This window comes from Thiocystis violascens DSM 198 (assembly GCF_000227745.2).
Classification (GTDB): domain Bacteria; phylum Pseudomonadota; class Gammaproteobacteria; order Chromatiales; family Chromatiaceae; genus Chromatium; species Chromatium violascens.
This window is the reverse complement of sequence record NC_018012.1, coordinates 1405018-1426380: the sequence shown is the minus strand read 5'-3', so window position 1 is coordinate 1426380 and position 21363 is coordinate 1405018. Positions and strand designations below refer to the sequence as shown.

Sequence of the window (21363 nt, the reverse complement as noted above, 5' to 3'; positions counted from 1 at the left end):
GCTCGGGAGTACCTCGTCGAATGGAACAAACGGGAAATTCTTCGCGGAGGGGCTGATCGATCACTATAATGCCCGGTTTTATCCGCCGGAGCCGACCATGCTCGATCTCAACCCGATCACTTCTCAGATCAACGACCTGCGGGGGCGCGTCGAGTCCCTCAGGGGGTATCTTTGACTATGCGGATCGCCAGGAACGACTGACCGAGGTACTGCGGGAGCTTGAGGATCCGACCATCTGGAACGATCCGAGCCGCGCGCAGGCGCTGGGCCGCGAGCGTGCGCAGTTGGAAGCGATCGTGCTCACCATTGACGAGCTGACGACCGCGCTCACCGACACCGATGACATGCTCTCCATGGCCGTCGAGGAGGGCGATGAGGCGACCGTCGAGTCGCTGGTCGCCGATCTTCAGACCCATGAAGCGCGCGTGGCTGAATTGGAATTCCGGCGCATGTTCGCCGGCGAAATGGACGCCAATAACGCCTTCGTCGATATCCAGTCCGGCTCGGGCGGCACCGAGGCGCAGGATTGGGCCGAGATGCTGTTGCGCATGTATCTGCGCTGGGGCGAGCGGCGCGGTTTCAAAACCGAGCTGATGGAGGTTTCGCCCGGCGAGGTCGCGGGGATCAAGTCGGCCACCATCAAGTTCGAGGGCGATTACGCCTTCGGCTGGCTGCGCACCGAGATCGGGGTGCACCGGCTGGTGCGCAAATCGCCATTCGACTCGGGCAATCGGCGTCATACGTCTTTCGCTTCCGTGTTCGTCTCGCCCGAGGTCGACGACAGCATCGAGATCGAGATCAATCCGGCGGATCTGCGCATCGACGTTTACCGCGCGAGCGGCGCCGGCGGTCAGCACGTCAATCGGACCGAGTCGGCGGTACGCATCACCCATCTGCCGACCAACACCGTGACCCAGTGTCAGAATGATCGGTCTCAGCACAAGAATAAGGATCAGGCCATGAAACAGCTCAAGGCCAAACTCTATGAACTGGAGATGCAGAAGCGTCGCGCCACGCAGGACGCGCTCGAAGACACCAAATCCGATATCGGCTGGGGTAGTCAGATCCGCTCCTATGTGCTGGATCAGTCGCGGATCAAGGATCTGCGCACCGGCGTGGAAATCGCCAATACGCAATCGGTGCTGGACGGGAATCTCGATCCCTTTATCGAGGCCAGCCTCAAGAGCGGGCTTTAAGCGCCTTCCGGGGAATCGCCCTGCTGGGAGCGCCGACTGCAAGTCGGCGCTCCCAGGGCGGTGCTCACTGCCATTAAGTTAAGCCGTTCATGGTTCGAGGGCCTCACCACGAACGGCTTAACTTAATGGCAGTGAGGGTAGCGCTCCCAGGGGGGCTCCGACGGTGCTCGGAACGACGGCCAAGACGAAGAATCCTGTCAATCTTGCCAACTCCCGTGAATCCTGTCCCTTGCGCGCCTGGGTGCGCCGAGATGCGGTTTTCCGGAAATCAACCTATTGCCCTGGAGATCCTAAACGGATGAACGAAGCCTCGACCGAGACCAATCCCAATCCGGCGCCGCATGATACGCAGGACGAAAACAAGCTGATCGCCCAACGGCGCGAGAAGCTGACGCAACTGCGCGAGCGGGGCATCGCCTTCCCGAACGACTTCCGGCGCGATGCGGTGGCCGGCGAACTCCTGGCCGAGTACGGCGAGCAGGACGCCGAATCGCTAGCATCGCAAGAGCTGCGAGTGAAAGTGGCCGGGCGTCTGATGACGCGCCGCGTCATGGGCAAGGCGAGTTTCGCACACCTTCAGGATCTGTCGGGGCGCATTCAGATCTTCGTCCAGCGGGATCTGATCGGCGAGGATGCCTATGCCAGCTTCAAACGCGATCTGGATCTGGGCGATATCCTGGGCGCCGAGGGCGTGCTCTTCAAGACCAAGACCGGGGAGTTGTCGATCCGCTGCGACAGTCTCCGTCTGCTGACCAAGGCGCTGCGTCCGCTACCCGAAAAGTTCCACGGTCTGACCGACATGGAGAGCCGCTACCGTCAGCGCTATCTGGATTTGATCATGAACAGCGGGACGCGCGAGACCTTCCGCATCCGCACCGCCATCGTTCAGTTCATCCGCGAGTATCTCAACCGCCGGGGCTATCTGGAAGTCGAGACCCCGATGATGCAGGTGATCCCCGGCGGGGCGGTCGCGCGTCCCTTCGTGACCCACCATAACGCGCTGGACATGCAGTTGTTCCTGCGCATCGCCCCCGAGCTGTTTCTCAAGCGCCTCGTCGTCGGCGGTCTGGAAAAGGTCTACGAGATCAACCGCAATTTCAGAAACGAAGGCTTGTCGACCCGGCACAATCCCGAGTTCACCATGCTGGAGTTCTACGAAGCCTACGCGGACTATCGGGATCTGATGGACCTGACCGAGGACATGCTGCGCCAGATGGCGCTCCAAGTGCTCGGGCGCACCCGGATCGAGTATCAGGGCGAGAGCTACGAGTTCGGTCAACCCTTCGCGCGGATGAGCGTGCGCGAGGCGATCCTGCGGTTTAATCCCGAACTGGAGCCCGCCGATGTCGACGTTCTGGAAAACGCCCGCGCGGTGGCCGCTCGCTTGAAGATCGCCCTCAAACCGACCTGGGGTCTGGGCAAGATTCAGATCGAGCTGTTCGAGCGGACGGTGGAAAGCCGGCTGCTGGATCCGACCTTCATCACCCAATATCCGACCGAGGTGTCGCCCCTGGCGCGGCGCAACGACGACAATCCCTTCGTCACCGACCGTTTCGAGTTCTTTGTCGGCGGTCGCGAGATCGCCAACGGCTTCTCCGAGCTGAACGACGCCGAGGATCAGGCCGAGCGTTTCCGGGCGCAGGTCGCCGAAAAAGATGCTGGCGATCTGGAGGCCATGTTCTTCGACGCCGACTATATCCGTGCCCTAGAGCATGGCATGCCGCCGACGGCGGGGGAGGGGATCGGCATCGACCGGCTGGTGATGCTCTTCACCGACTCACCCTCGATCCGCGACGTGCTGCTGTTTCCGCACATGCGCCCGGAGGCGGCGACCTGACGGCCGGTTCGCAAAACCCGAGTCGTGCGGATCCGTCCGCTTGGGATTGCCTATTCATGACCGGCTTCGCGCGCCGATGACTCGAATTTCCCGTTCGTCCCCCATTCGACCGAGCCTGCCCTTGCTTCGGTTTCGCTCAGCACGAGGAGCGAAGCCGAAGGGCGCATGAAAGGCTTCGACTGGGCTCGGGACGAACGGGAAATCCTTAATACGAAATCCGCATGGCCAACTGAAAAAGATGGTCTGAAAGCAGTTTGATAATAGAATAAAAAGCTGACGATTATCGCAGCGATAAAGTTATTGATCGGTAATTCTACTTTGTTACTTTAATTCAAACGCATTGACTATCCCGTCGCGGTCAGCTTGTAATAACGCTCGATATCCTTGCGCCTTTGCTCATGCCTGACCCGCATTTGCTGGATTCTTTTTTCGACCGCATCCGGATCGTTGAGTAGTAAAGCGATGATGAGAAGCCGAAGATCACGGCAACTCACCAATGGATAATCGGTTTTGTGCAAAAGACGCTCTTTAACAATAAAGGACAGCGACAACATCACCAGCGCCATATGGTGGTGCCAGGCATTCCATTTTCTGACTTGATAATCTGACATTCCTAATTCGCTTTTGGCTTCTTGAAATGCCCGTTCAACCCAATAGCGCTGTGCTTGCATGTAAGCCAGCCTTTCGATCGGGGTGCTCCGATAATCGACATTACTGAGTGAGTATTTGATCTTGTTGTCCGCGTGATTTCGGCTGATGACCAATACCCGCTCGGTCACGCGCTCCGACTTGCCATCCCAAACCCACACGGGAGCGGTATGAACGGACAGCGTGATCGGCCCTTTGGCCCCATTGCGAACGGCCATCGTGCGCCATTGGAAAGGATAAAGATGGTCGGCATACCATCTCACTTGCGTGGGGTCGCGATCAGCTTGAAGTTTGGTTGGCTTTCGTCCTCGCCCAGCGGATTCCGGAACCGATAGAATGGGTTTGAGGGGATAGATCATCTGGGTAGTGCCCCAATCTATAGGATCTAAAATCTGACTGGATTTATTCAAACATGAATCACTGCCCAACTTGCAACACCACCAAGATCGTGAAGAATGGATTTAATGCAACCGGAAAGCAAAACCATCTTTGTCGGGAATGTGGCCGTCAATTCGTGATTGACCCCTTAGTTTCAGCGATTTCTGAAGAGACCAAATCGCTGATCGATCGACTGCTTCTTGAACGGATTGCGCTTGCTGGTATCGCGCGTGTTGCAAATGTCTCTGAATCCTGGTTGCAAATCTATGTCAATCAAAAATACGAGGGCGTTCCGCGCCAATTAAACGTGCCAAAGTTGTCTGATTTTCGACTGGTTGTCGAGTGCGACGAACTGTGGTCATTTGTTTTGAAAAAAGATGAAAAACAATGGGTTTGGATCGCGAAAGATCGTGACTCTGGATATGTTGTCGGACTTTATATCGGATCTCGTGGCATTAAGGGTGCGCAAGGATTATGGAATTCATTGCCACGCGATTATCAAGAATTGGCCGATTTCTACACCGATTTTTGGGAAGCTTATCAATCCGTTTTTCCAGAATTCCGTCATTACGCTGTCGGTAAGGAATCGGGAAAGACAAATCATATCGAACGATACAACTGCACACTCAGGCAACGTATTTCCAGGCTCGTACGAAAAGCACTTTCTTTCTCAAAAAAGCTTGAGAACCATATTGGAGCTATTTGGCATTTTGTCCATCATTATAATAGCACTCTCTCAGTTAAAGCTCATTCGTGAAATCATATAGAGAAGGGCACTACCGATCATCTGATCGCAATGAACATCAAGCAGAAAATTTAACCCTATGTTATCTAAAGAAACACCAAGCTCTAACCCGTGTCCGTACAGGCCATCACCGCCCACCCAACCAATGTCTACGCCCGCCGCCAGATCGGATTGAATCATCTCCAGTGCGAGTTCGATCTTCGTTTTAAACTGACGTGCCTCTTCAGGAATACCCGCTTGGTCACATCGCTTTAAATCAGCGGTCCAGGACGTTGGAAGGAACAACCGCTCATTAATTAACGTGCTCTGTGATTCCCAAACTAAGCTGGCATAAACGCCCACCTGGCAATTCTCAACCTTACCAATGACACCGGCATATTGCCGCGCGACGCCAACGGAATACTTGCCTTTCTTGAGATGCGCTGACTCATCAATGATGTAGCCGACATCCCGACCGCGATAATTCGGCTGATTCGCATACAGACTTGAGGTGTCTTGGGCGATCGCACCGATGAGGTTTCCCGCCGACCACGGTGAATCTGTGATGAACTGTTGGATCCGTTGATAACCATCACCACCGCAGGGCAATCGCATCAACGCATTAGCGCATACTGTTAGACAATCCGTACTGCGGCCCCAATGATTTGAGTCTTTAGAATCTTGGGGAGATCTCGCCGATGTGCGACTTGAGTGTGGAGCGATCGATTGCGCACCATTTTGCCCCGCTGGACGAGCCGCGCAGCGCGATCCAACGACGGCACCTCTTAAGTGAGATGATCGTGATCACCATCGCGGCGTCCTTCAGTGGCGCCGACGGTTGGGTGGGTGTCGAGACGTTCGGACAGGCCAAGGAGGCGTGGCTGCGCACGTTTCTGAAACTGCCCGCGGGCATTCCGTCGCACGACACCTTCGGGCGGGTGTTTGCGCTCATCGATCCCGCACAGTTTGCCGCCTGCTTTCGCCAATGGAGCGCGTCGGTGGCCGAACTGATCCCCGAAGAGATCATTGCCGTCGATGGCAAGACCCTGCGCCGCTCCCACAGCCGCGGCAAGGGCTTGGCGGCGTTGCACCTGGTCAGTGCCTGGGCGACGGCCAATCGGGTGGTGCTCGGACAGGTCGCCACCGACGCCAAATCCAATGAGATCACGGCCATTCCACGTCTGCTGGAGTGGCTGAAGCTGGAGGGCTGCATCGTCACCATCGACGCCATGGGCTGCCAGACCAAGATTGCCGCGCAGATCATCCACCAGGGAGGGGACTATGTGCTCGCGCTCAAAGGCAACCAGGAAACGCTGGCCGCCGAGGTCGAGGAGGCGTTCATCGACGCCGACGCCAGAGGCTACGCCGGTGTCGATTCGGCATTCCTCGAAACCGTCGAGCGAGGGCATGGTCGTCTCGAAACCCGTCGCTACCAAACCTTGGGCGATCTTTCCGGCGTGCCGCACAGCGCCTCGTGGGAGGCAATGAACATGATCGGCATGGTTGAATCGCGCCGTGAGGTCGCCGGCAAGGTCTCGGTCGAGACCCGCTATTTCATTGGCAGCATCGGCACCAGCGCCGCGCGCTTTGCCCACGCAGTACGCGGTCACTGGGGCATCGAAAACGGGTTGCATTGGAATCTCGATATCGCCTTTCGTGAGGATGAGTGCCGTGTCCGCGATCCGGTGGCGCGCGAGAATCTTGCCGTCCTGCGTCACCTCGCCCTCTCGCGCCTCAAGAATGACGGCACCAAGCTCGGCATCCAGAACAAACGCTTGAAAGCCGGTTGGGACGAGTCCTACCTGTCGAAATTGCTCTTCGAGTCGCCTCAGAGGAAGGGCGACGCTGATACATCGGTACCCGCTAATGTTAGCAGCGCTTGATGCGATTGCCCTGATCACCACCGGACACATCAATTTCTTCGTTGATGCGTTCGAGATTCCGTTTTCCGGCTTCAGTTTTGAGAAGACCCATGATGTAAGCTCGACTCAGTTCATGACCATCAGCTGTTTCGTTTTGAAAAAATTCGTGATAATCCTCCAGATGAGCGGAGAGGTTACCAACCATGTTTTTTAACATCGCATCGGTTTCGCTACCAATCGCGTTAGCCATGATCTGCCATTTCCAAATAAAATTTTCCCTGAAAATAATATTTGAAAATCATAAGCTTATGTCAAGCTAACAAAGTAGAAGTAATTAATAATCTGCTTATAACGCGATTTAACGAATTGGTTTTATATTAATTTTAAATAGCTTAATCTTCTTTTAAAGGCCGTTTCCAATAGTTTTTTACCGCCTGGCCGATCGATTAAAGCGTGTTTCGATCAAGATCCGTCGATCACTAGGGTTTTTGATTTGAGTCAAATGACTTTTCGTCATTGACGTGCCTATACTCCCTGCACCTAAGAATAAGCATGATCAAATCTTGTATAGGTTTCTCTTATACGGATTGATTCATCCAAAAACGATGGGGGAGTGAATGGCCAAAGAAACGACCTTAGGCGATCTATTGCGCAGTCAGGGCGTCAGCCGGCGCGCCTTTCTCCAGTTCTGCACGACGACGGCAACCATGATGGCCCTGCCGGCGGCGGTCATCCCGAGCATGGCGCGCGCGCTGGAACAGGCGCGCCGGCCCTCCGTGATCTGGTTGTCCTTCCAGGAATGCACCGGCTGCACCGAGGCGCTGCTGCGCTCGCATGCGCCAAGCATCGAAAGCCTGATCTTCGATTTCATCTCGCTTGATTATCACCACACGCTCCAGGCCGCGTCCGGCGACGCCGCCGAGAAGGCGCGCGAGCAGGCGATGCACGAGCACGCCGGCGAGTATCTGCTGCTGGTCGATGGCTCGATTCCCACGCTCAAGGGCACCTCGACCATCGCCGGCATCAACAATCTCGACATGCTGATGGAAGGCGCGGCAGGCGCGGCGGCCATCCTTGCCGTCGGTACCTGCGCGGCCTATGGCGGTCTGCCCAAGGCGGCGCCCAATCCCACCGGGGCGCGCTCGGTCGAGGAGCTGATTACCGACAAGCCGATCGTCAATCTCTCCGGCTGTCCGCCGATTCCGCTGGCGATTACCGGCGTGATCGCGCATTACCTGACCATGGGCGCGCTGCCGGAGGTCGATCATCTGAAACGTCCGCTCGCCTTCTACGGCGAGAACGTCCACGACCGCTGCTATCGCCGTCCCTTCTATGATCGCGGCCTCTTCGCCGAAACCTTCGATGACGAGGGCGCGCGCAAGGGCTGGTGTCTCTACAAACTCGGTTGCAAGGCGCCGGAAACCTACAACGCCTGCGCCACGATCAAATGGAATCAGGGCGTGAGCTTCCCGATCCAGTCGGGTCACGGCTGCATCGGCTGCTCCGAGCCGAATTTCTGGGACAAGGGCGGTATCTACGAGTCGGTTCCGATGGCGCAGTTCGGCTCTGGCCCCAAGATCGCCGTGGCTGGCGCGGTCGGCGTTGTCGCGGGTGCGGGTGCCGCGTTGCTGGCACGCACCAAGAAACACAAAAAAGAGGCGGAGCTTCACGCGGACGAGTGATTCGCTCGGCTTGCGGTATCCGTCCAATCCAAAGGATCCAATGGAGGAAACGACACCATGTCACTATTAGAGTTCGCGCGTGGTCCGGCGATTCACTGGTCGCTGATCATCCTGGTCGCCGGAACCATCTGGCGTCTGCTGGGCGTGCTGGTCCTGACCCGGGGGGCCGATCTGTCGCGCCCTCGGGACGCTTTCGGTAACTTCAAAGGCTATCGAACCGTCTTCAGCCGCTCTTGGCCGAGCGGCGAGTTCACGACCGCCACCCGCTATCAGACGGGGATGGCCTATCTGTTTCACCTCGCCACTCTGATCGTCGTGGTCGGGATCGTCCCGCACATCGAGTTCATCACCGGGCTGACCGGCGCCTCCTGGCCGGGTCTGCCCAATGCCGCTGGCGTGGCCTTCGGCATCGTCGCGCTCGCATCTCTGTTGGCCCTGATCCTGCGGCGGATCGCCAAGCCGGCGGTGTATTGCTCGAACTGGGGCGATTATTTCGCCTGGTTCGTCATGGCCACGCCATTGGTCACCGGGCTGATGGCCTTCGCGCACATCGGTCCCCGCTACGAGACCATGCTGGCCATTCATATCCTGAGCGTCGCCCTGCTGTTCGCCTGGTTCCCGTTCGGCAAGCTGATGCATTCCTTCTGGTTCATCTTCTCGCGCGCCCAAAGCGGTGTCGCGTATGCGCACAAGGGAGTTCGGATATGAACACGACCGCCCAGGTTTTCCCGACGTTCGAGCAGGTCGTTCAGGGCCTGGCTGGCCAGATCGGTCAACTGCGCGCGATGGCGCCGCAGCCGACACTGTCCGAGACGGTGCGCGTGCGCCGGGCCATCGATACCCTGATCGCCGAGACCAATGCCGACGAGGCGGTCTGGCTGGAGAGCTGCATCCGTTGCGGTCAGTGCACCACCGCCTGCCATTATTTTCAGGCGACCGGCGAGACCAAGTACGCGCCGATGCGCAAGATGAATCTCTATCGCAAGGTCTATCAGCGCGAGATCGGCCCCTTCCGCTGGTGGTATCAACTGGTCACCCGCGAGGTCAAGCTCAAGGATCTGGAGGAGTTACAGGAACTGGTCTACGACTCCTGCTCCGAATGCGGCCGCTGCACCATGGTCTGCCCGATGGGGATCGACACCGCCTCGCTGGTCCATCATCAGCGCAGCGCGCTGGTGGCCGCTGAGCTGGTGCCGCCGGAACTGGCGGCCCTGCGCATGGAACAGAAGCACGCCGGGACGGTGTTCGGCGCCTCCTCCGACTCGCTACGGAAGATGGTCGACACCATCCGCGAGAAGGCCGGCGTGATCATCCCGCTCGACAAGGAACGCGCCGAGATCATGGTCCTGAGTTCCGCCGTCGATCTGGTCGGCAACGGTAACGGCCTGCTCGCGACCGCCAAGGTGATGAATCATCTAGGCGTGGACTGGACCATCTGTAGCGATGGCTTCGAGAGCGCGAACTTCGGCCTTCTGTCCGGCGATATGTCATTGTGGAAGAAGCAGGTCAATCCCATCGTCGCCGCCGCGCAACGCATCGGTGCCAAGCTGCTGGTCATCGCCGAGTGCGGACACGCCTATCCGGCGCTGCGCTGGAATCCGATGCTCAAAAGCGGCGATCTGCCCTTCGAGATGATGTACATGTCCGAGTATCTCGGGCGTCAGGCCAAGGCCGGCCGACTGAAGCTCAGTCCGCTCGCGGGCAAGATCACCTATCACGATCCCTGCAAGACCGGGCGTCGCGGCGGTGCCTTCGATGAGCCGCGCGCGGTGCTGAAAGCGATGGACGCGGATTTCGTCGAGATGCCGGCGAACAAGGAATACAACTGGTGCTGCGGCGGCGGCGCGGGGATCTTTCTACTGGAGCGCGCGACCCGACTGCGCGAGGAGTCCTTCAAGATCAAGATGGAGCAGGTCAACATCACGGGCGCCGAAACCGTCGTCGTCAGCTGCGCGAGTTGCCGACTGAATTTCGAGGCCGGTCGCGTCAAGAACCATTGGGATAAAAAGGTTGAAAGCCTCGTTGAGCTGGTTGCCGAGCACCTGATCGACGAAGCGCCCGCGATTCCGCTCAAGCCGTTGCACGCCATCCCAATCAATGAAGACCAAGGAGCGATCGCATGAGTACGCGAATTGTCGTCGACCCCATCACCCGAATCGAGGGTCATCTGCGCATCGAGGCGCAGATGGATGGGGGTGTGATTCAAAACGCCTATTCCTCGGGAACCATGGTGCGCGGGATCGAGACCATCGTGCAGGGTCGCGATCCGCGCGATGCCTGGGCCTTCGTGCAGCGCATCTGCGGCGTCTGCACCCTGGTGCATGGTCTGGCCGGCGTGCGCGCCGTGGAGGATGCGCTCAAATATCCGATCCCGCCCAACGCGGAGCTGATCCGTAATCTGATGGTGGCGGCTCAGTACGTGCACGATCATGTAATGCATTTTTATCACCTGCACGCGCTGGACTGGGTGGATCTGGTGTCCGCCCTGAGCGCGGACCCCCAGGCGACCTCAACGCTGGCGCAGTCCATCAGCCGCTATCCGCGTTCCTCGCCGGGCTACTTCTCGGATGTGCAGAAGAAGCTGAAGGGGTTCGTCGAGAGCGGACAGTTGGGGATCTTCGCCAACGGCTACTGGGGGCATCCGGCCTACAAGCTGCCGCCCGAGGCCAACCTCATGGCCGTCGCGCACTATCTGGACGCCTTGGCCTGGCAGCGCGATGTCGCCCAACTCCACGCCATCTTCGGCGGCAAGAATCCGCATCCGAACCTGGTCGTCGGCGGCATGCCCTGTGCCATCAGCATCGATTCGGGCAATCAGGCTGGAACGGCGGTGGACGTGGTCGGTCTGGAGCTGGTGCGCAGCCTGATCGTCAAGATGCATGAGTTCGTCGAACAGGTCTATGTACCCGACACCGTGGCCATCGCCGGGTTCTACAAGGACTGGTTCACCCAGGGGGAAGGGGTTGGCAACTTCATGTGCTACGGCGACTTCCCGGCCAAGGGTTTCGGCGACCGGAGTTCCTATCGGGTGCCGGGCGGCGTCATCCTGAAGCGGGATCTCTCCAAGATCCACGAGGTCGATCTGCACGCCGAGGACGAGATCCAGGAATTCGTCACACGCGCCTGGTACGACTACAAGGATGGCAAGAACCAAGGGCTGCATCCCTATCAGGGCGAGACCGAGTTCGCCTATACCGGCCCCGAGTCGCCCTACAAACACTTGGACGTGGAGAATCAATACTCCTGGCTCAAATCGCCGCGCTGGCGCGGTCAGCCGGTGGAGGTCGGGCCGCTGGCGCGCATCCTCATGCTCTATGCCACCGAGGATGCACAGACCAAGGAACTGGTCGATGGGACGCTCAAGACGCTCGATCTGCCCTTCGAGGCGCTCTACTCGACCATGGGTCGCACCGCCGCCCGCACCCTGGAAACCCAGATCATGGTCGACGCCATGGACGGCTGGTACGACCAACTCCTGGCCAACATCCGCGCGGGGGATGTCAGAACCTTCAACGAGGAACTCTGGGATCCCACGACCTGGCCCAGCAAGGCTCAGGGCGTCGGCCACATGGAAGCGCCGCGCGGCGCGCTCGGTCACTGGATCGTCATCGAAAATGGCAAGACCGCCAACTATCAAGCCGTGGTCCCGAGCACCTGGAACGCCGGGCCGCGCGACGCACAGGGTCAGACCGGACCCTATGAAGCCGCGCTGCAGGGGCACACGCTCCTCGATCCCGAGCAACCCATCGAGATCCTACGCACGGTCCACAGCTTCGATCCCTGCATCGCCTGCGCGGTGCATCTGACGGACCCCAATGGGGAGGAGGTGCTGAAAATCCATGTGCGCTGAACCGAGCCGATGGCGGACGGCCGGCCAGTCGCGCACGGCGTGGCGAGTCGGTCATCCGGACCATCGAGGAATGCTGAGAACCGCATAAAAAACAAGAGGATGATGGAGATGAAAGGTTTAGACAGACTCGCTGAACAGCATATCCGTGAGCATCAGGTCAGACAGCTCAAGATTGATGAGGTCGAAGCACGGGAACACGCGGAAAGACTGCGGAGCCTGGCGGCGCAGGCCGAAATTTTGGCCGATTGGCGCCAGAAGAGCATCAATCAGGCGGGTCCGATGGGCGTTCTGGACATCGTCGCGCAGGATCTGGAGAGCTTTGTCGAGTTATTCGAACATGCTCCGCGTTGCGAGCTACCGGAGCCGCTCGAACTTCGCCGTCCCGTGCAAGTGTCCTGAACCCGCCGAGATCCGCTTGGACCGCCCCGCCCGCAGGGGGGGCGGGCCGAACCATTGGCCTTGCCCGAACCGCCCCCGCGTGCTTTGAAATTCCGCCTTGCATGAGGCTGATCGCTTTCGTCCGTCGCGCCAGCTCTGCTCGGCAGTCACGTCGAACACGTATTTCGCACCCCACCCGTTTGAGGACTGAGGTTCCCTCGGTTTTTCGTCTTCCAAGAGAGTGTGTTCATGCGACCTGTTTTTCTCTCTGCTGAGTGCTGATCCAGTCTTTCAGAAACTGAACCGGTGAGGTGTACCCGAGGGTGGAATGCAGACGCTTGCGGTTGTAGAACACCTCGATGTACTCAAAGGCTGTGGCCTTCATGGCGTCCCGGGTGGCGAAGCGCTCCCCGAAAGACGCGCGCGTGCTTGAAGCTGTTGAACCAGCTCTCGGTCGGGGCGTTGTCCCAGCAGTTCCCCTTGCGGCTCATCGAGCAGACCATGCCGTCCTGCGCCAGCTTGGCCTGGAAGGCATGACTGGCGTACTGGCTCCCCCGATCGGAATGGTGGATCAGCCCGGGGGCCGTCTGGCGTCGAAACCCACCCATGGTCAGCGCGTCGGTCACGCGGTCGGCCGTCATGCGCGGCTTCAGCGACCCGCCCACGACCTCGCGGTTGAACAGGTCCAGCACGATGGCCAAGTACAGCCAGCCTTCATCCGTCCACAGGTCGGTGATGTCGGCGCTCCAGACCTGATTCGGGCCGCTCGGGGTGAAGTCGCGCGCGAGCCGGTTGTCGGCCACCGGCAGGCTGTGTTTGGAGTCGGTCGTGGCCTTATCGCGGCGCTTGTGGCGCCCCCGGATGCCGTGCTCGCGCATCAGCCGTTCCCCCCGCGCCTTGCTCGCCGAGAAGCCCCGGGCGCGCCGTTCATGCACCATCCGCGGGCTGCCGTAGACTCCCTTGAGTTCAGCATGGATGGACTGAATCAAGGCCAGCCGTTGGGCATTCGTCAGGCCCTAACGATCTGCGGTGCCGCCACGCTTCCAGGCGCGGTAGCCGCTGACGCTGACCGCCAGCACCTCGCAGAGCTCGCTCAAGGCGAATGCCTGGCGGTGCGCATCAATCCAGGCGTACTTCACAACGCCTCTCGCGCGAAGCCTGTCCTGAGCGAAGCCGAAGGGTACGCCGTCGCTTTCCTAAGAAACACCTTGCGGGGCGGCCCTCCTGCAGGGTGAAACCGAATGCGGCGGCGCGTCGGTGTCATTGCTTGATGACGCGGTCACGGTCTTGGCGTTCGTACTGGTCCGCCCCAGGATCGCGGTCATCCATGCCGAAGCGCATGGCGTTGTAGAACAGCACCGCGATCTTGCGGGCCGTCGCAGTCACCGCCTTGGACTGACCAACCCGCGCCGACAGCCTTCGGTCAAAGGCGCCCAACGCGGTGTCCGTCCGCCCAAGCGTGACGGCGGCCAGCCGCCGGTGTGCGGCAACGCGGTTGGTCGTTTGACGCGTGTGGGCCGACAGGACCTTGCCCCCGCTGCTTTTGCTCCCCGGCGCCAGCGTCAGCCACGCAGTGAAATGCTTGGCGCTGGGCCAGCGACTCAGGTCGGTACCGCATTCGGTCATCAGGCGGAGAGCCAGAGAGGAGCCGACGCCATGGATCTGCGTCAAATCGACGCCGACCAATTGGTCCAAAGCCTCCCGAACATTAAAGTTGACCGCATTAGGTTGAGTGGTGCGATGGCGGGGCTTGGGCAACGGCTCGTCGGGCATGTCCTTCCCGGCGTTGAGCCCTGCCAAGACCTGCTGGATCCGGGCGTCACATGTTTCAACGCGCGTCTGGTCAACATCATACAAGGCCAAGGCTTGGGTCAGCGCGAAGACAGGCTCGGGCTGGTCGTTGCCCACCAAGGCGGCGCAGACGGTCTGCGTGTCCGCTTTGCAACGAACGTCGCGTCGGGTCGCCAGTCCTTGCGGGTCACGCTCGCCGCCGACCATGGCGCGGATGCTCTTCATGCCGGTCGTGCCGGTCACGTCAGTGACGACAGGCTGCAACTGCAGGTTCATCAAGGTGAGTGCCTTCTGCAGGTGCTGGATGTGCGCCGCCGCATCATCGATAGGCCGCTCCCGTCGCCGCACATCGGCGCGCAACGCGGCAATGTCTGATCCGGGGCGAAAGCGGGCCCGCAGCAGCCCGCAGGCATGAAGGCGTTGCCGCCACTGGGCATCGTTGACATCACTCTTGCGTCCCGGCACCGCGCGCGCCTCGCGCGCATTGGCCACGATGACCTCCAGGCCACGATCCTCGAAGATTTCGTCCGCCGCCACCCAAGAAACGCCCGTCGATTCCATCGCGACCGTCTCGATTCCCAGCGACTGGAGCCAGTCCGCTAGCCGGACGCGGTCGCCCGTGAACGCTTGAAAGGTTTTGACGGGTTCGTCGCAACGGTCAGCCCCCACCGCGACAACATGGAACCGCGAACCCATGTCGATGCCGGCGGCGCGTTCATGGATGACGGGAAGTCTTGCGGGCTTCGTGGTGCGGCGTTGGTCAGACAGGGTCGCCTCCATCGGCATGACGATGGACTGTCCATGCAACGGACGGGGACTCGGATCAGATCACTTTCCTAAACGGGGTCACGCAATGTGCCACCACAATTGGGTCCGCAGCTTCCCCTGGGCCAGGTTTTTTGACGGGGTCAATGCCTCCAAAAAGCAGGCGGCCAATGTCCGTGCCGACCATGAGTGTAGGCGACTGCCTGTTTCTATCCATCGGGCGCAGGAAAACCCGCGAGGGCGGTTTTGTAAGATCTCGACCTCGCGTTTGAGCCGCGCGTTCTCCGCGCGCAGACGCGACAGATCCATCGCCTCCGGCGTGACCTTCCTGATGCCCGCGCCGTTGAGCGTGCCGGCATCGAACGCCTTCACCCAGTGGCGCAGGGTCTGCTCGACCAGACCCATCTCCTTGGCCACCGCGCTCACGCGTTTGCCGTCCTTGACCCGCTTCACCGCCTGTTCCTTGAACGCGGCGGTGAACTCTTGCTTCGGAATCTTCTGCATCAGCGTCTCCAGTGTGACAGACAGTCTACGTCACCCTTGGAAGACGAAATTTCGGGGGAACCTCACAGACGCCAGCCCAGGCGGCAAGCTTCTCGGGCGAGCCGAACGCCGCCATGTCGGTGCCGATTTCCACCAGCAGCATGGCCGCGCCAATGGCATCGAGCCCCGGAATGGTCTGCAACGCTTGCAACAGGGGCTGGTGCGGTTGAAGCGCCTGGAGCAAATGCTGTTGAAAACCACGAATGCGGGCTTCGAGTTCCTCGATGTGCGCCAGGATCTCACGCAGCACGAAGCGATGCGTGTCACTGAGGTCGCCATCCAGAGCGTCGAGCAGTTCCTCTTCAGTCGCCTTTAACCGTTTACTGGCATAGGTCAAGACTTGTTCCGGCGTCTCACCGTCCAGCAGGCCCTTGATCATGGCCCGTGTCGAAGCTCCGTGGATGTCGCTGACGACGGCCGAGAGGCGAATGCCTCCGTCGGTCAGCACCTTGTGCAAACGGTTCTTCTCCCCCGCCAGAATGCCCGTGAATTTCTGCATCTGACGCGAGACCAGACGCAGCTCACGCAGGTTCGCCGGTGGGACGAAGCTCCCCGTCAAGAGAGCGCTGCGGGCCAGGATCGCCAACCACTGCGCATCGGCGATATCGGTCTTGCGACCCGGCACCTGCTTGACATGATGCGCGTTGACCACCAGCGCCGCGATGCCGGCTTTCTCCAGGGCCGCATAGGGACTCTTCCAATAAATCCCCGTGCTTTCCATCACCACCACCTCGGGCTCAAAGGACGCCACCCATTCCGCCATGGCCCGACGATCCCGTTTAAAACCACCGAACTCCCTCAATTCCACCTGCGCTTGCCCGTCAGCATTCTCGAACAGGGCGCAAATGGTCAGCTTGGCCTGATGGACATCCAGCGCCACCACGCGACGATCGATCGGTGTCAGTTCCATGCCATTTCTCCAAGCGCTACACTGGCGACAGGGAGACCGCGCAGGCCACCACCGACTTCCCTCTCAAGCGCGGTGCGCTTGGACCTCTTTACCGTGCGCTCTGTGGCGATGCATTCCGGGGTTCGGAGCAGGGGCGGCGGGTCACGTTAGCCATCAGGATCGAGTCGCCAAACACTTGACCGACCTCGCTGCGCGGTCTCCCGCATAGCATCTTTCATTTTCCGGGGTGCAGCCACGCCTGCATGCTCGTTAGCCAGATCAGCCGCAATTGGGCCGGACATCCGCTACGCAGCCTGCCGATCATGCTGGGGTTGATTCGTGGCACGACCACGACCAACGGGCTGACCGTGGAGCCCGTGCTCGACCCAACGGCCTACGTCAAAGGGTTCGCCGGCGCTTGGAAGCGCAGCGGTGATTAGCGCCGCAGCAGGGGCAGACAGCAGCGCTCGCGTCGGCCGCGGATTTCAACTCGCGCAACCGAGCCTGCGCCCGGCGTGTCGCCAAGGTTGCCGGGAGGCGGCCCGATCAAGTCTTTGCGCCATCTCCATAACCTCGTGTTCGCTGAAGATCAGAGTCTCGAAGGACCGAATATAGTCCACGAAGCTCAGGCCCCGATTGAAGGCCGTATCGCCCACGAAGGTCACGACCGGATGGAAGTGTTCCGCCGGGATTCCCGGCGCGCTCGCCAGGGTGCCACTGTGTCGCTCCAGTTGACGTAGCGGGTTCTCGAGCCGCGTGGACCTCCGGTAGATCTGGCGTGTCCACAGCGCATCCCCCGGTTCGCCCTGGATCCAGTCCGCTGTCGTCTGCGTTTGCACCGCGAAGACGCCGCAGGGCGTCGATACGCAGGTCCGCGAATTCGCGCTTGAGCCTGTTCAGCTCATCGAGTTCCGCCTTGAGCGCCTGGCTGTCCTTGCCCTGCTTGAGCAGGCCCCGGCGGATGTGGCTCTGCAACTCCCATGCGTGCTGCATGCCATGATCGGTGATCGAACGGGCGCCTGGCGGGACGTGGCCGCGATTATACGTATTTGCGACGCATTCTTAATATTTTGGGGCGCGGATCGAGTGCGTTCGATGGGGCAGGCGTGATCGGTACAGGCAGGTGCGATGGGGCTTTTAACTTTTGATGGAAGAAACTTCCTTCTATCTTTAATAAAATGAGAAATCCCCCGGCTTTGCCGGGGTGACAGTAGCAGTTTGACATTTCCGGGAGTCCATCGGGGACACTCCGCAGCGTGAGCCGCCAAGCACACGACTGAGGAGAGTCCGATGGACGCATTTGAAAGCCTAAGCCACTCCAAGTGGGAGTGTAAATATCCTGTTGTCTTCATTCCGAAGTGCCGTCGCCGCGTGTTGTATGGGCAGTTGCGCACGCATCTTGGGGAGGTCTTCCACAAGCTGGCGAGGCAGCGCGAAAGCGTGATCGAGGAAGGGCATTTGATGGCGGATCATGTGCATATGCTGATTGCGATTCCGCCCAAGTACGCCGTGTCCCAGGTGGTGGGCTACATCAAGGGTAAGAGTGCCATCCACCTGGCGCGGGTCTACGGAGAGCGTCAGCGCAACTTTCGGGGACAGCATTTCTGGGCACGCGGGTATTTTGTGTCGACGGTCGGTCGGGATGAAGCAACGATCCGTGCGTACATTCAGCACCAAGAGCGCGAGGACAAGCGACTCGACCAGCTCAATCTGTGGGACTGATTTGCCGCCTTTAGGCGGCCCAAGAACCGTGGGGCCGCGTTAGCGACCCCTTGCCGCTTTGAGCGGCTCACGAATTCAAAGCCCCCGGCTCTGCCGGGGGATGGTTACTAATTTCCAACTATGGAAAAGAGATTAGTCAAGATAGGCGAGGCAGCGGCGCTCTTAGGGGTGTCCGTCGTTACCTTGCGCAAGTGGGGGGCAGCCGACGGGAGGCAACCGGCTTTCGCAGGGCAAGCTCTATTCGCCTAAGCTACGCCATCCCGCGCGGCCTGTGTCGGGTCGAGCCACAGGAGGTGGTTGTCCAGACGCCGATGTCGCCTGTGATGACGTAGGCGCCGTCGCGGGCGAGGGCGGCGCCATAGGGCTGGCGGATGTCGTGGCTGGCGATGAGGCGTGCCTCGGTCAGGTTCCAGAGGGTGTCGTCGGCGGCGCTCGGCAGTCGGGGCGTTTCGCCGAGGCGGTGGATCTTGTGGCTTGCCTGCGATGCGCGGACTCTGCCCGGACTCAGGCTTGCACCGCTGGGGCGCTGGCAGCGGCGAGTCTACATTCTGGCCGAGCACCTGCGCGCCCACTTGCCGAGGCGATGCGTACGCGCGTCCGCGGAACCTTCCTTCCGCCGAGGGAAGAGGGATGAATATGCAAATCTCTCTCAGTTGCCTGAACGGCCGTTGCTTGCTATCGTCGCGACAGTTCGCAGACCGATTAATTTACTGTTTTTATAGGTTTGATTCCATGCAAGAGATAGATTGGGACGTCTTCCAACTCGATGACCTGCTCGCCAAGGTCGAGCGCAACGGCGTCACCTTTAAGGAGTTCCTGCGCACGCCGTCGCTCTCCTGCTCCATCTACCATCTCCCGGTGGGTTCCCGGGACATGGCCAGCGCCCATGAAGAGGATGAACTCTATCTGGTTCTTGAAGGCAGGGGGCAATTGAGGGTTGGCGAAACCGTGCATCGGGTTCAGCAGGGCACGCTCATGTATGTGCATGCGGCCTGCGATCATGCGTTTTTCGATATTCAGGAAGACCTGACGGTGCTGGCCTTTTTCGGTTCGCCCGTGCTGGAACTGGGGCGAGGGCGTCGTTTTCGCCACGGGCGCCAGCAGGTGTCGGGCGCCGAGGCGGATGATTGAGACTATGAGACCGTCGGCGCGCCAGCGCCGCGGCATCGAGTCGCTTGACTGACCGGATCGCGGATCCGCGCTCGGCGCGGCCGCCGCACGCCTCTAGCCGGCCACCTGTTCGAGCGCGCGCGCAAAGGCAGACACGCCCGAGCTGCCGAGGAGGACGTGCGGCTTTTCCAGGCGTTTGCAGAAGCGCTTGGTCCGATAATAAGCGTCATGGCTGACGTAATCGGCCGCGCAGACCACGGCATCGGCGGACGCCAGCATGGCCTCGAGGCGGCGCTGATTGTCCTCGAGCCCACCGTCGTGATGGTCGAAGCGGCCATTGCAGCCGGTCACCAGGCGCCGATACTGCTCGACCAGGGGCTTGCGTCCGCCGACGCAGAGCACGAGCCGGCCACCGAGGTCGGCGCGTTGCGCGCAGTCCTCGTTGGGACAGTCGCCGCAAGACGCGGTGCTGGACTGGAAGAACAGGCGATCCAGGGCTTCGCAGTCGGCCGTGCGCTCCCGCGCCAGCCGTGCGAGCCGCTCGCACTCGGCCTGTGCCAGGCCGTGCTTTTCGCGCCAGGCAGCGGTGCGCGATTCGCTGTCAGCCAGCGTCTCCTCGAGCCACGCGACACGCGCATCGCGGTCACCGATGGCCTCCCAATGCGCCTCCGCGCCGTTGGCCTTGAGACGCTCGCTGAGTTTCTGCTCGCGTTCGCGCATGCGGTCGCGCTCCTCCTCGCTCCGTTCAAGGCGTGCGGTCAAGCTGGCGAACTCGCGCTCGCGGGTGTCCGTCTGCTCCCGCGTGCGTCGCTGTAATGCGTCGAACTCGCGCTTCAGGCGCGCGAGTTCCTGGCCCGTCTCGGCGAGTGCCTTCAGGTCCGCCCGCTGCCCGGCCCCAATCTGGTGGGAGAGCATGTGGACATCCTCGTAGGCCAGGGCCATGACGGCGGCATCCGCCTTAGGGTGCGTCATGATGGCCCAGAGTGCAGCCGGAACCTGGCCGGATCCCAGCGCCTCCGCCCAGAGCGCCAGCAACTCCTCCGGCGAGCGCGCCTTGGCGAAGCGTCTCACCACCCCGGCATACCGCTTCTCCAGCAGCTTATGGGTTGCCTGCGAGAGTGCGTTGCGGTCATCGGCCGCGCCGACGAAGCTCACATGGATCTCGTACTCGCTCGGCCGCTCCTTGTTGCGCCAGGCGAAACGGGCGCCGATGCGCCGCAGGTCGGCGACCTCCAGACAGGTTCCGATGATGGGGCAGTGATACTTATGCGGAACCTCCCAAAGCTTGCGGCGACTGCGCTTCTGACCGGGAGAGGCCGTCTCGGTCGGCGTTGCGGGCGTCAGTCCGCGACCGGCCGCAAGCAGTGTCGTCAGGGCGACGGCGGGGTCTTCGACGGTGGCGCCGATACTGAGCCGAGAGTCGCCCCCTGGCGCGTCGAACCGCGCCACCTGCTCCGAACCATCCGTCTCGGCGTCGGCGAAGTCGGTGAGCCGCTGCAACATGGTTCCCCAGTCACGGCCCGAGATCTCGTTCAAGAGCGCGCGGCTCTCGTAATCGTAAAGGCTCATCCGTCCCGGTGGATCGGCGACTTCCAGGATGAAGCGTTCCAGCATGATCGGATGCTCCGAAGATAGGCGAGTGGTGGCGATTTCCCAACAGTGGCGCGCCGCCTATTTGGTCAGAATCAGCTTGTTGTTGCGCGTCATGCGCAGAATGTAGCGGCTATCGCCGTGTTTGATCGTCAGAAGCTGCGCATCGCCGAGCAGCATCCGTACGTCGACACTGCGTGGGATGGGAATGGGCGTGTTTTTGTGCATGGGCTCGGGGCGATGGCTGACGGTGGATGCGGTCGTTGGCATGGCTCGGTTCTCAGCGCTTGACGCAATGATTGAATCCTGAACGGCTCTTTTGGCAAATGAAAATTATTCTTGTTAAATGCTAGTTCTTCGAATTCGGCTTGTCAATTAAACCGCGCCCAGCGCGGCAT

At 60.5% G+C, this 21363-nt stretch carries 19 protein-coding genes and 4 pseudogenes; 13 read left to right on the top strand and 10 right to left on the bottom strand.

Annotated elements, in window-relative coordinates:
* Positions 1–97 precede the first annotated feature (97 nt).
* Positions 98–1196, top strand: a protein-coding gene (gene prfB / locus THIVI_RS06360; protein ID WP_157174378.1) for a peptide chain release factor 2 whose coding sequence is annotated in 2 segments (ribosomal slippage) — positions 98–172 and positions 174–1196 — 1098 coding nt in all. Because the reading frame shifts where the segments join, the coding sequence is not laid out codon by codon here.
* A 298-nt stretch (positions 1197–1494) separates the two neighbouring features.
* A complete protein-coding gene (gene lysS / locus THIVI_RS06355; RefSeq protein WP_014777805.1) occupies positions 1495–3033 on the top strand; it encodes a lysine--tRNA ligase in 1539 nt (512 codons plus the stop codon).
* Positions 3034–3377: 344 nt separating this feature from the next.
* On the opposite strand, the gene THIVI_RS06350 is transcribed toward lysS, so the two are convergent.
* Complete coding sequence (locus tag THIVI_RS06350; protein WP_245537388.1) at positions 3378–4109, bottom strand: hypothetical protein; 732 nt, start codon at positions 4107–4109, stop codon at positions 3378–3380.
* On the opposite strand from THIVI_RS06350, the gene THIVI_RS23440 reads away from it, so the two are divergent.
* Positions 4094–4816, top strand: a complete 723-nt coding sequence (locus tag THIVI_RS23440; RefSeq protein WP_014776653.1) for an IS1 family transposase — start codon at positions 4094–4096, stop codon at positions 4814–4816. The genes THIVI_RS06350 and THIVI_RS23440 overlap by 16 nt on opposite strands.
* Here the strand turns inward: THIVI_RS23440 and THIVI_RS22570 are convergent.
* Positions 4796–5398, bottom strand: coding sequence for an IS701 family transposase (locus THIVI_RS22570; RefSeq protein ID WP_052314970.1), 603 nt, complete (start codon positions 5396–5398; stop codon positions 4796–4798). The genes THIVI_RS23440 and THIVI_RS22570 overlap by 21 nt on opposite strands.
* Positions 5399–5481: 83 nt before the next feature.
* Between THIVI_RS22570 and THIVI_RS06340 the strand changes: the two genes are divergently transcribed.
* The gene (locus THIVI_RS06340) at positions 5482–6666 is read left to right on the top strand and encodes an ISAs1 family transposase (protein ID WP_014776993.1); all 1185 of its coding nucleotides are present in this window, start codon (positions 5482–5484) and stop codon (positions 6664–6666) included.
* On the opposite strand, the gene THIVI_RS06335 is transcribed toward THIVI_RS06340, so the two are convergent.
* A complete protein-coding gene (locus tag THIVI_RS06335; RefSeq protein WP_014777804.1) occupies positions 6653–6895 on the bottom strand; it encodes a hypothetical protein in 243 nt (80 codons plus the stop codon). The genes THIVI_RS06340 and THIVI_RS06335 overlap by 14 nt on opposite strands.
* Positions 6896–7262: 367 nt before the next feature.
* Between THIVI_RS06335 and THIVI_RS06330 the strand changes: the two genes are divergently transcribed.
* The 5 genes from THIVI_RS06330 to THIVI_RS06310 all read left to right on the top strand — a co-directional run bounded on the left by THIVI_RS06330 (position 7263) and on the right by THIVI_RS06310 (position 12576).
* Positions 7263–8327 carry a hydrogenase small subunit gene (locus tag THIVI_RS06330; protein WP_014777803.1) on the top strand — a complete coding sequence of 355 codons (1065 nt, stop codon included), beginning with the start codon at positions 7263–7265 and terminating at the stop codon, positions 8325–8327.
* Positions 8328–8384: 57 nt separating this feature from the next.
* Positions 8385–9035 carry a respiratory nitrate reductase subunit gamma gene (locus tag THIVI_RS06325; protein WP_014777802.1) on the top strand — a complete coding sequence of 217 codons (651 nt, stop codon included), beginning with the start codon at positions 8385–8387 and terminating at the stop codon, positions 9033–9035.
* On the top strand, positions 9032–10450 hold the full coding sequence (locus tag THIVI_RS06320; protein ID WP_014777801.1) for a (Fe-S)-binding protein: 1419 nt from the start codon (positions 9032–9034) through the stop codon (positions 10448–10450). The genes THIVI_RS06325 and THIVI_RS06320 overlap by 4 nt, the downstream gene beginning before the upstream one ends.
* Entirely contained in the window at positions 10447–12177 is a 1731-nt protein-coding gene (locus tag THIVI_RS06315) for a nickel-dependent hydrogenase large subunit (protein ID WP_014777800.1), read from the top strand. The genes THIVI_RS06320 and THIVI_RS06315 overlap by 4 nt, the downstream gene beginning before the upstream one ends.
* Before the next feature lie 99 nt (positions 12178–12276).
* The gene (locus tag THIVI_RS06310) at positions 12277–12576 is read left to right on the top strand and encodes a hypothetical protein (RefSeq protein ID WP_157174377.1); all 300 of its coding nucleotides are present in this window, start codon (positions 12277–12279) and stop codon (positions 12574–12576) included.
* 226 nt (positions 12577–12802) lie between these two features.
* On the opposite strand, the pseudogene THIVI_RS06305 reads toward THIVI_RS06310, so the two are convergent.
* The 4 genes and pseudogenes from THIVI_RS06305 to THIVI_RS06290 all read right to left on the bottom strand — a co-directional run.
* A pseudogene (locus THIVI_RS06305) lies at positions 12803–13712 on the bottom strand (IS3 family transposase); the annotation flags it as partial.
* A 103-nt stretch (positions 13713–13815) separates the two neighbouring features.
* Entirely contained in the window at positions 13816–15132 is a 1317-nt protein-coding gene (locus tag THIVI_RS06300; RefSeq protein WP_014777798.1) for an IS110 family RNA-guided transposase, read from the bottom strand.
* Positions 15133–15363: 231 nt separating this feature from the next.
* A pseudogene (locus tag THIVI_RS25590) lies at positions 15364–15615 on the bottom strand (transposase); the annotation flags it as partial.
* 64 nt (positions 15616–15679) lie between these two features.
* Positions 15680–16564 (bottom strand): annotated as a pseudogene (locus THIVI_RS06290) (IS110 family RNA-guided transposase); the annotation flags it as partial.
* A gap of 242 nt (positions 16565–16806) precedes the next feature.
* On the opposite strand from THIVI_RS06290, the gene THIVI_RS24495 reads away from it, so the two are divergent.
* Positions 16807–16983, top strand: coding sequence for an ISAzo13-like element transposase-related protein (locus THIVI_RS24495; protein WP_157174375.1), 177 nt, complete (start codon positions 16807–16809; stop codon positions 16981–16983).
* A 45-nt stretch (positions 16984–17028) separates the two neighbouring features.
* On the opposite strand, the gene THIVI_RS06285 is transcribed toward THIVI_RS24495, so the two are convergent.
* Positions 17029–17382 carry a nuclease-related domain-containing protein gene (locus tag THIVI_RS06285; RefSeq protein WP_052314968.1) on the bottom strand — a complete coding sequence of 118 codons (354 nt, stop codon included), beginning with the start codon at positions 17380–17382 and terminating at the stop codon, positions 17029–17031.
* Positions 17383–17833: 451 nt separating this feature from the next.
* Between THIVI_RS06285 and tnpA the strand changes: the two genes are divergently transcribed.
* From tnpA to THIVI_RS06275, 3 genes and pseudogenes are all read left to right on the top strand, one after another.
* Positions 17834–18265, top strand: coding sequence for an IS200/IS605 family transposase (gene tnpA / locus THIVI_RS06280; protein ID WP_014777362.1), 432 nt, complete (start codon positions 17834–17836; stop codon positions 18263–18265).
* Positions 18266–18385: 120 nt separating this feature from the next.
* Positions 18386–18487 (top strand): annotated as a pseudogene (locus tag THIVI_RS26280) (IS607 family transposase); the annotation flags it as partial.
* Between the two features lie 510 nt (positions 18488–18997).
* Entirely contained in the window at positions 18998–19396 is a 399-nt protein-coding gene (locus THIVI_RS06275; RefSeq protein WP_014777795.1) for a cupin domain-containing protein, read from the top strand.
* A gap of 93 nt (positions 19397–19489) precedes the next feature.
* Here the strand turns inward: THIVI_RS06275 and THIVI_RS06270 are convergent, their stop codons facing one another.
* A complete protein-coding gene (locus THIVI_RS06270) occupies positions 19490–20989 on the bottom strand; it encodes a DUF2325 domain-containing protein (RefSeq protein WP_014777794.1) in 1500 nt (499 codons plus the stop codon).
* A gap of 57 nt (positions 20990–21046) precedes the next feature.
* The gene (gene hemP, locus THIVI_RS06265) at positions 21047–21235 is read right to left on the bottom strand and encodes a hemin uptake protein HemP (protein WP_014777793.1); all 189 of its coding nucleotides are present in this window, start codon (positions 21233–21235) and stop codon (positions 21047–21049) included.
* Positions 21236–21363 lie beyond the last annotated feature (128 nt).

What these genes read in the sequence shown, in the direction of transcription:
- lysS (WP_014777805.1), top strand. Translation starts at nt 1,495, where the DNA reads ATGAACGAAGCCTCGACCGAGACCAATCCCAATCCGGCGCCGCATGAT.
- THIVI_RS23440 (WP_014776653.1), top strand. Translation starts at nt 4,094, where the DNA reads ATGAATCACTGCCCAACTTGCAACACCACCAAGATCGTGAAGAATGGA.
- THIVI_RS22570 (WP_052314970.1), bottom strand. Translation starts at nt 5,398, where the DNA reads ATGCGATTGCCCTGCGGTGGTGATGGTTATCAACGGATCCAACAGTTC.
- THIVI_RS06340 (WP_014776993.1), top strand. Translation starts at nt 5,482, where the DNA reads ATGTGCGACTTGAGTGTGGAGCGATCGATTGCGCACCATTTTGCCCCG.
- THIVI_RS06335 (WP_014777804.1), bottom strand. Translation starts at nt 6,895, where the DNA reads ATGGCTAACGCGATTGGTAGCGAAACCGATGCGATGTTAAAAAACATG.
- THIVI_RS06330 (WP_014777803.1), top strand. Translation starts at nt 7,263, where the DNA reads ATGGCCAAAGAAACGACCTTAGGCGATCTATTGCGCAGTCAGGGCGTC.
- THIVI_RS06325 (WP_014777802.1), top strand. Translation starts at nt 8,385, where the DNA reads ATGTCACTATTAGAGTTCGCGCGTGGTCCGGCGATTCACTGGTCGCTG.
- THIVI_RS06320 (WP_014777801.1), top strand. Translation starts at nt 9,032, where the DNA reads ATGAACACGACCGCCCAGGTTTTCCCGACGTTCGAGCAGGTCGTTCAG.
- THIVI_RS06315 (WP_014777800.1), top strand. Translation starts at nt 10,447, where the DNA reads ATGAGTACGCGAATTGTCGTCGACCCCATCACCCGAATCGAGGGTCAT.
- THIVI_RS06310 (WP_157174377.1), top strand. Translation starts at nt 12,277, where the DNA reads ATGATGGAGATGAAAGGTTTAGACAGACTCGCTGAACAGCATATCCGT.
- THIVI_RS06300 (WP_014777798.1), bottom strand. Translation starts at nt 15,132, where the DNA reads ATGCCGATGGAGGCGACCCTGTCTGACCAACGCCGCACCACGAAGCCC.
- THIVI_RS24495 (WP_157174375.1), top strand. Translation starts at nt 16,807, where the DNA reads ATGCTCGTTAGCCAGATCAGCCGCAATTGGGCCGGACATCCGCTACGC.
- tnpA (WP_014777362.1), top strand. Translation starts at nt 17,834, where the DNA reads ATGGACGCATTTGAAAGCCTAAGCCACTCCAAGTGGGAGTGTAAATAT.
- THIVI_RS06275 (WP_014777795.1), top strand. Translation starts at nt 18,998, where the DNA reads ATGCAAGAGATAGATTGGGACGTCTTCCAACTCGATGACCTGCTCGCC.
- THIVI_RS06270 (WP_014777794.1), bottom strand. Translation starts at nt 20,989, where the DNA reads ATGCTGGAACGCTTCATCCTGGAAGTCGCCGATCCACCGGGACGGATG.
- hemP (WP_014777793.1), bottom strand. Translation starts at nt 21,235, where the DNA reads ATGCCAACGACCGCATCCACCGTCAGCCATCGCCCCGAGCCCATGCAC.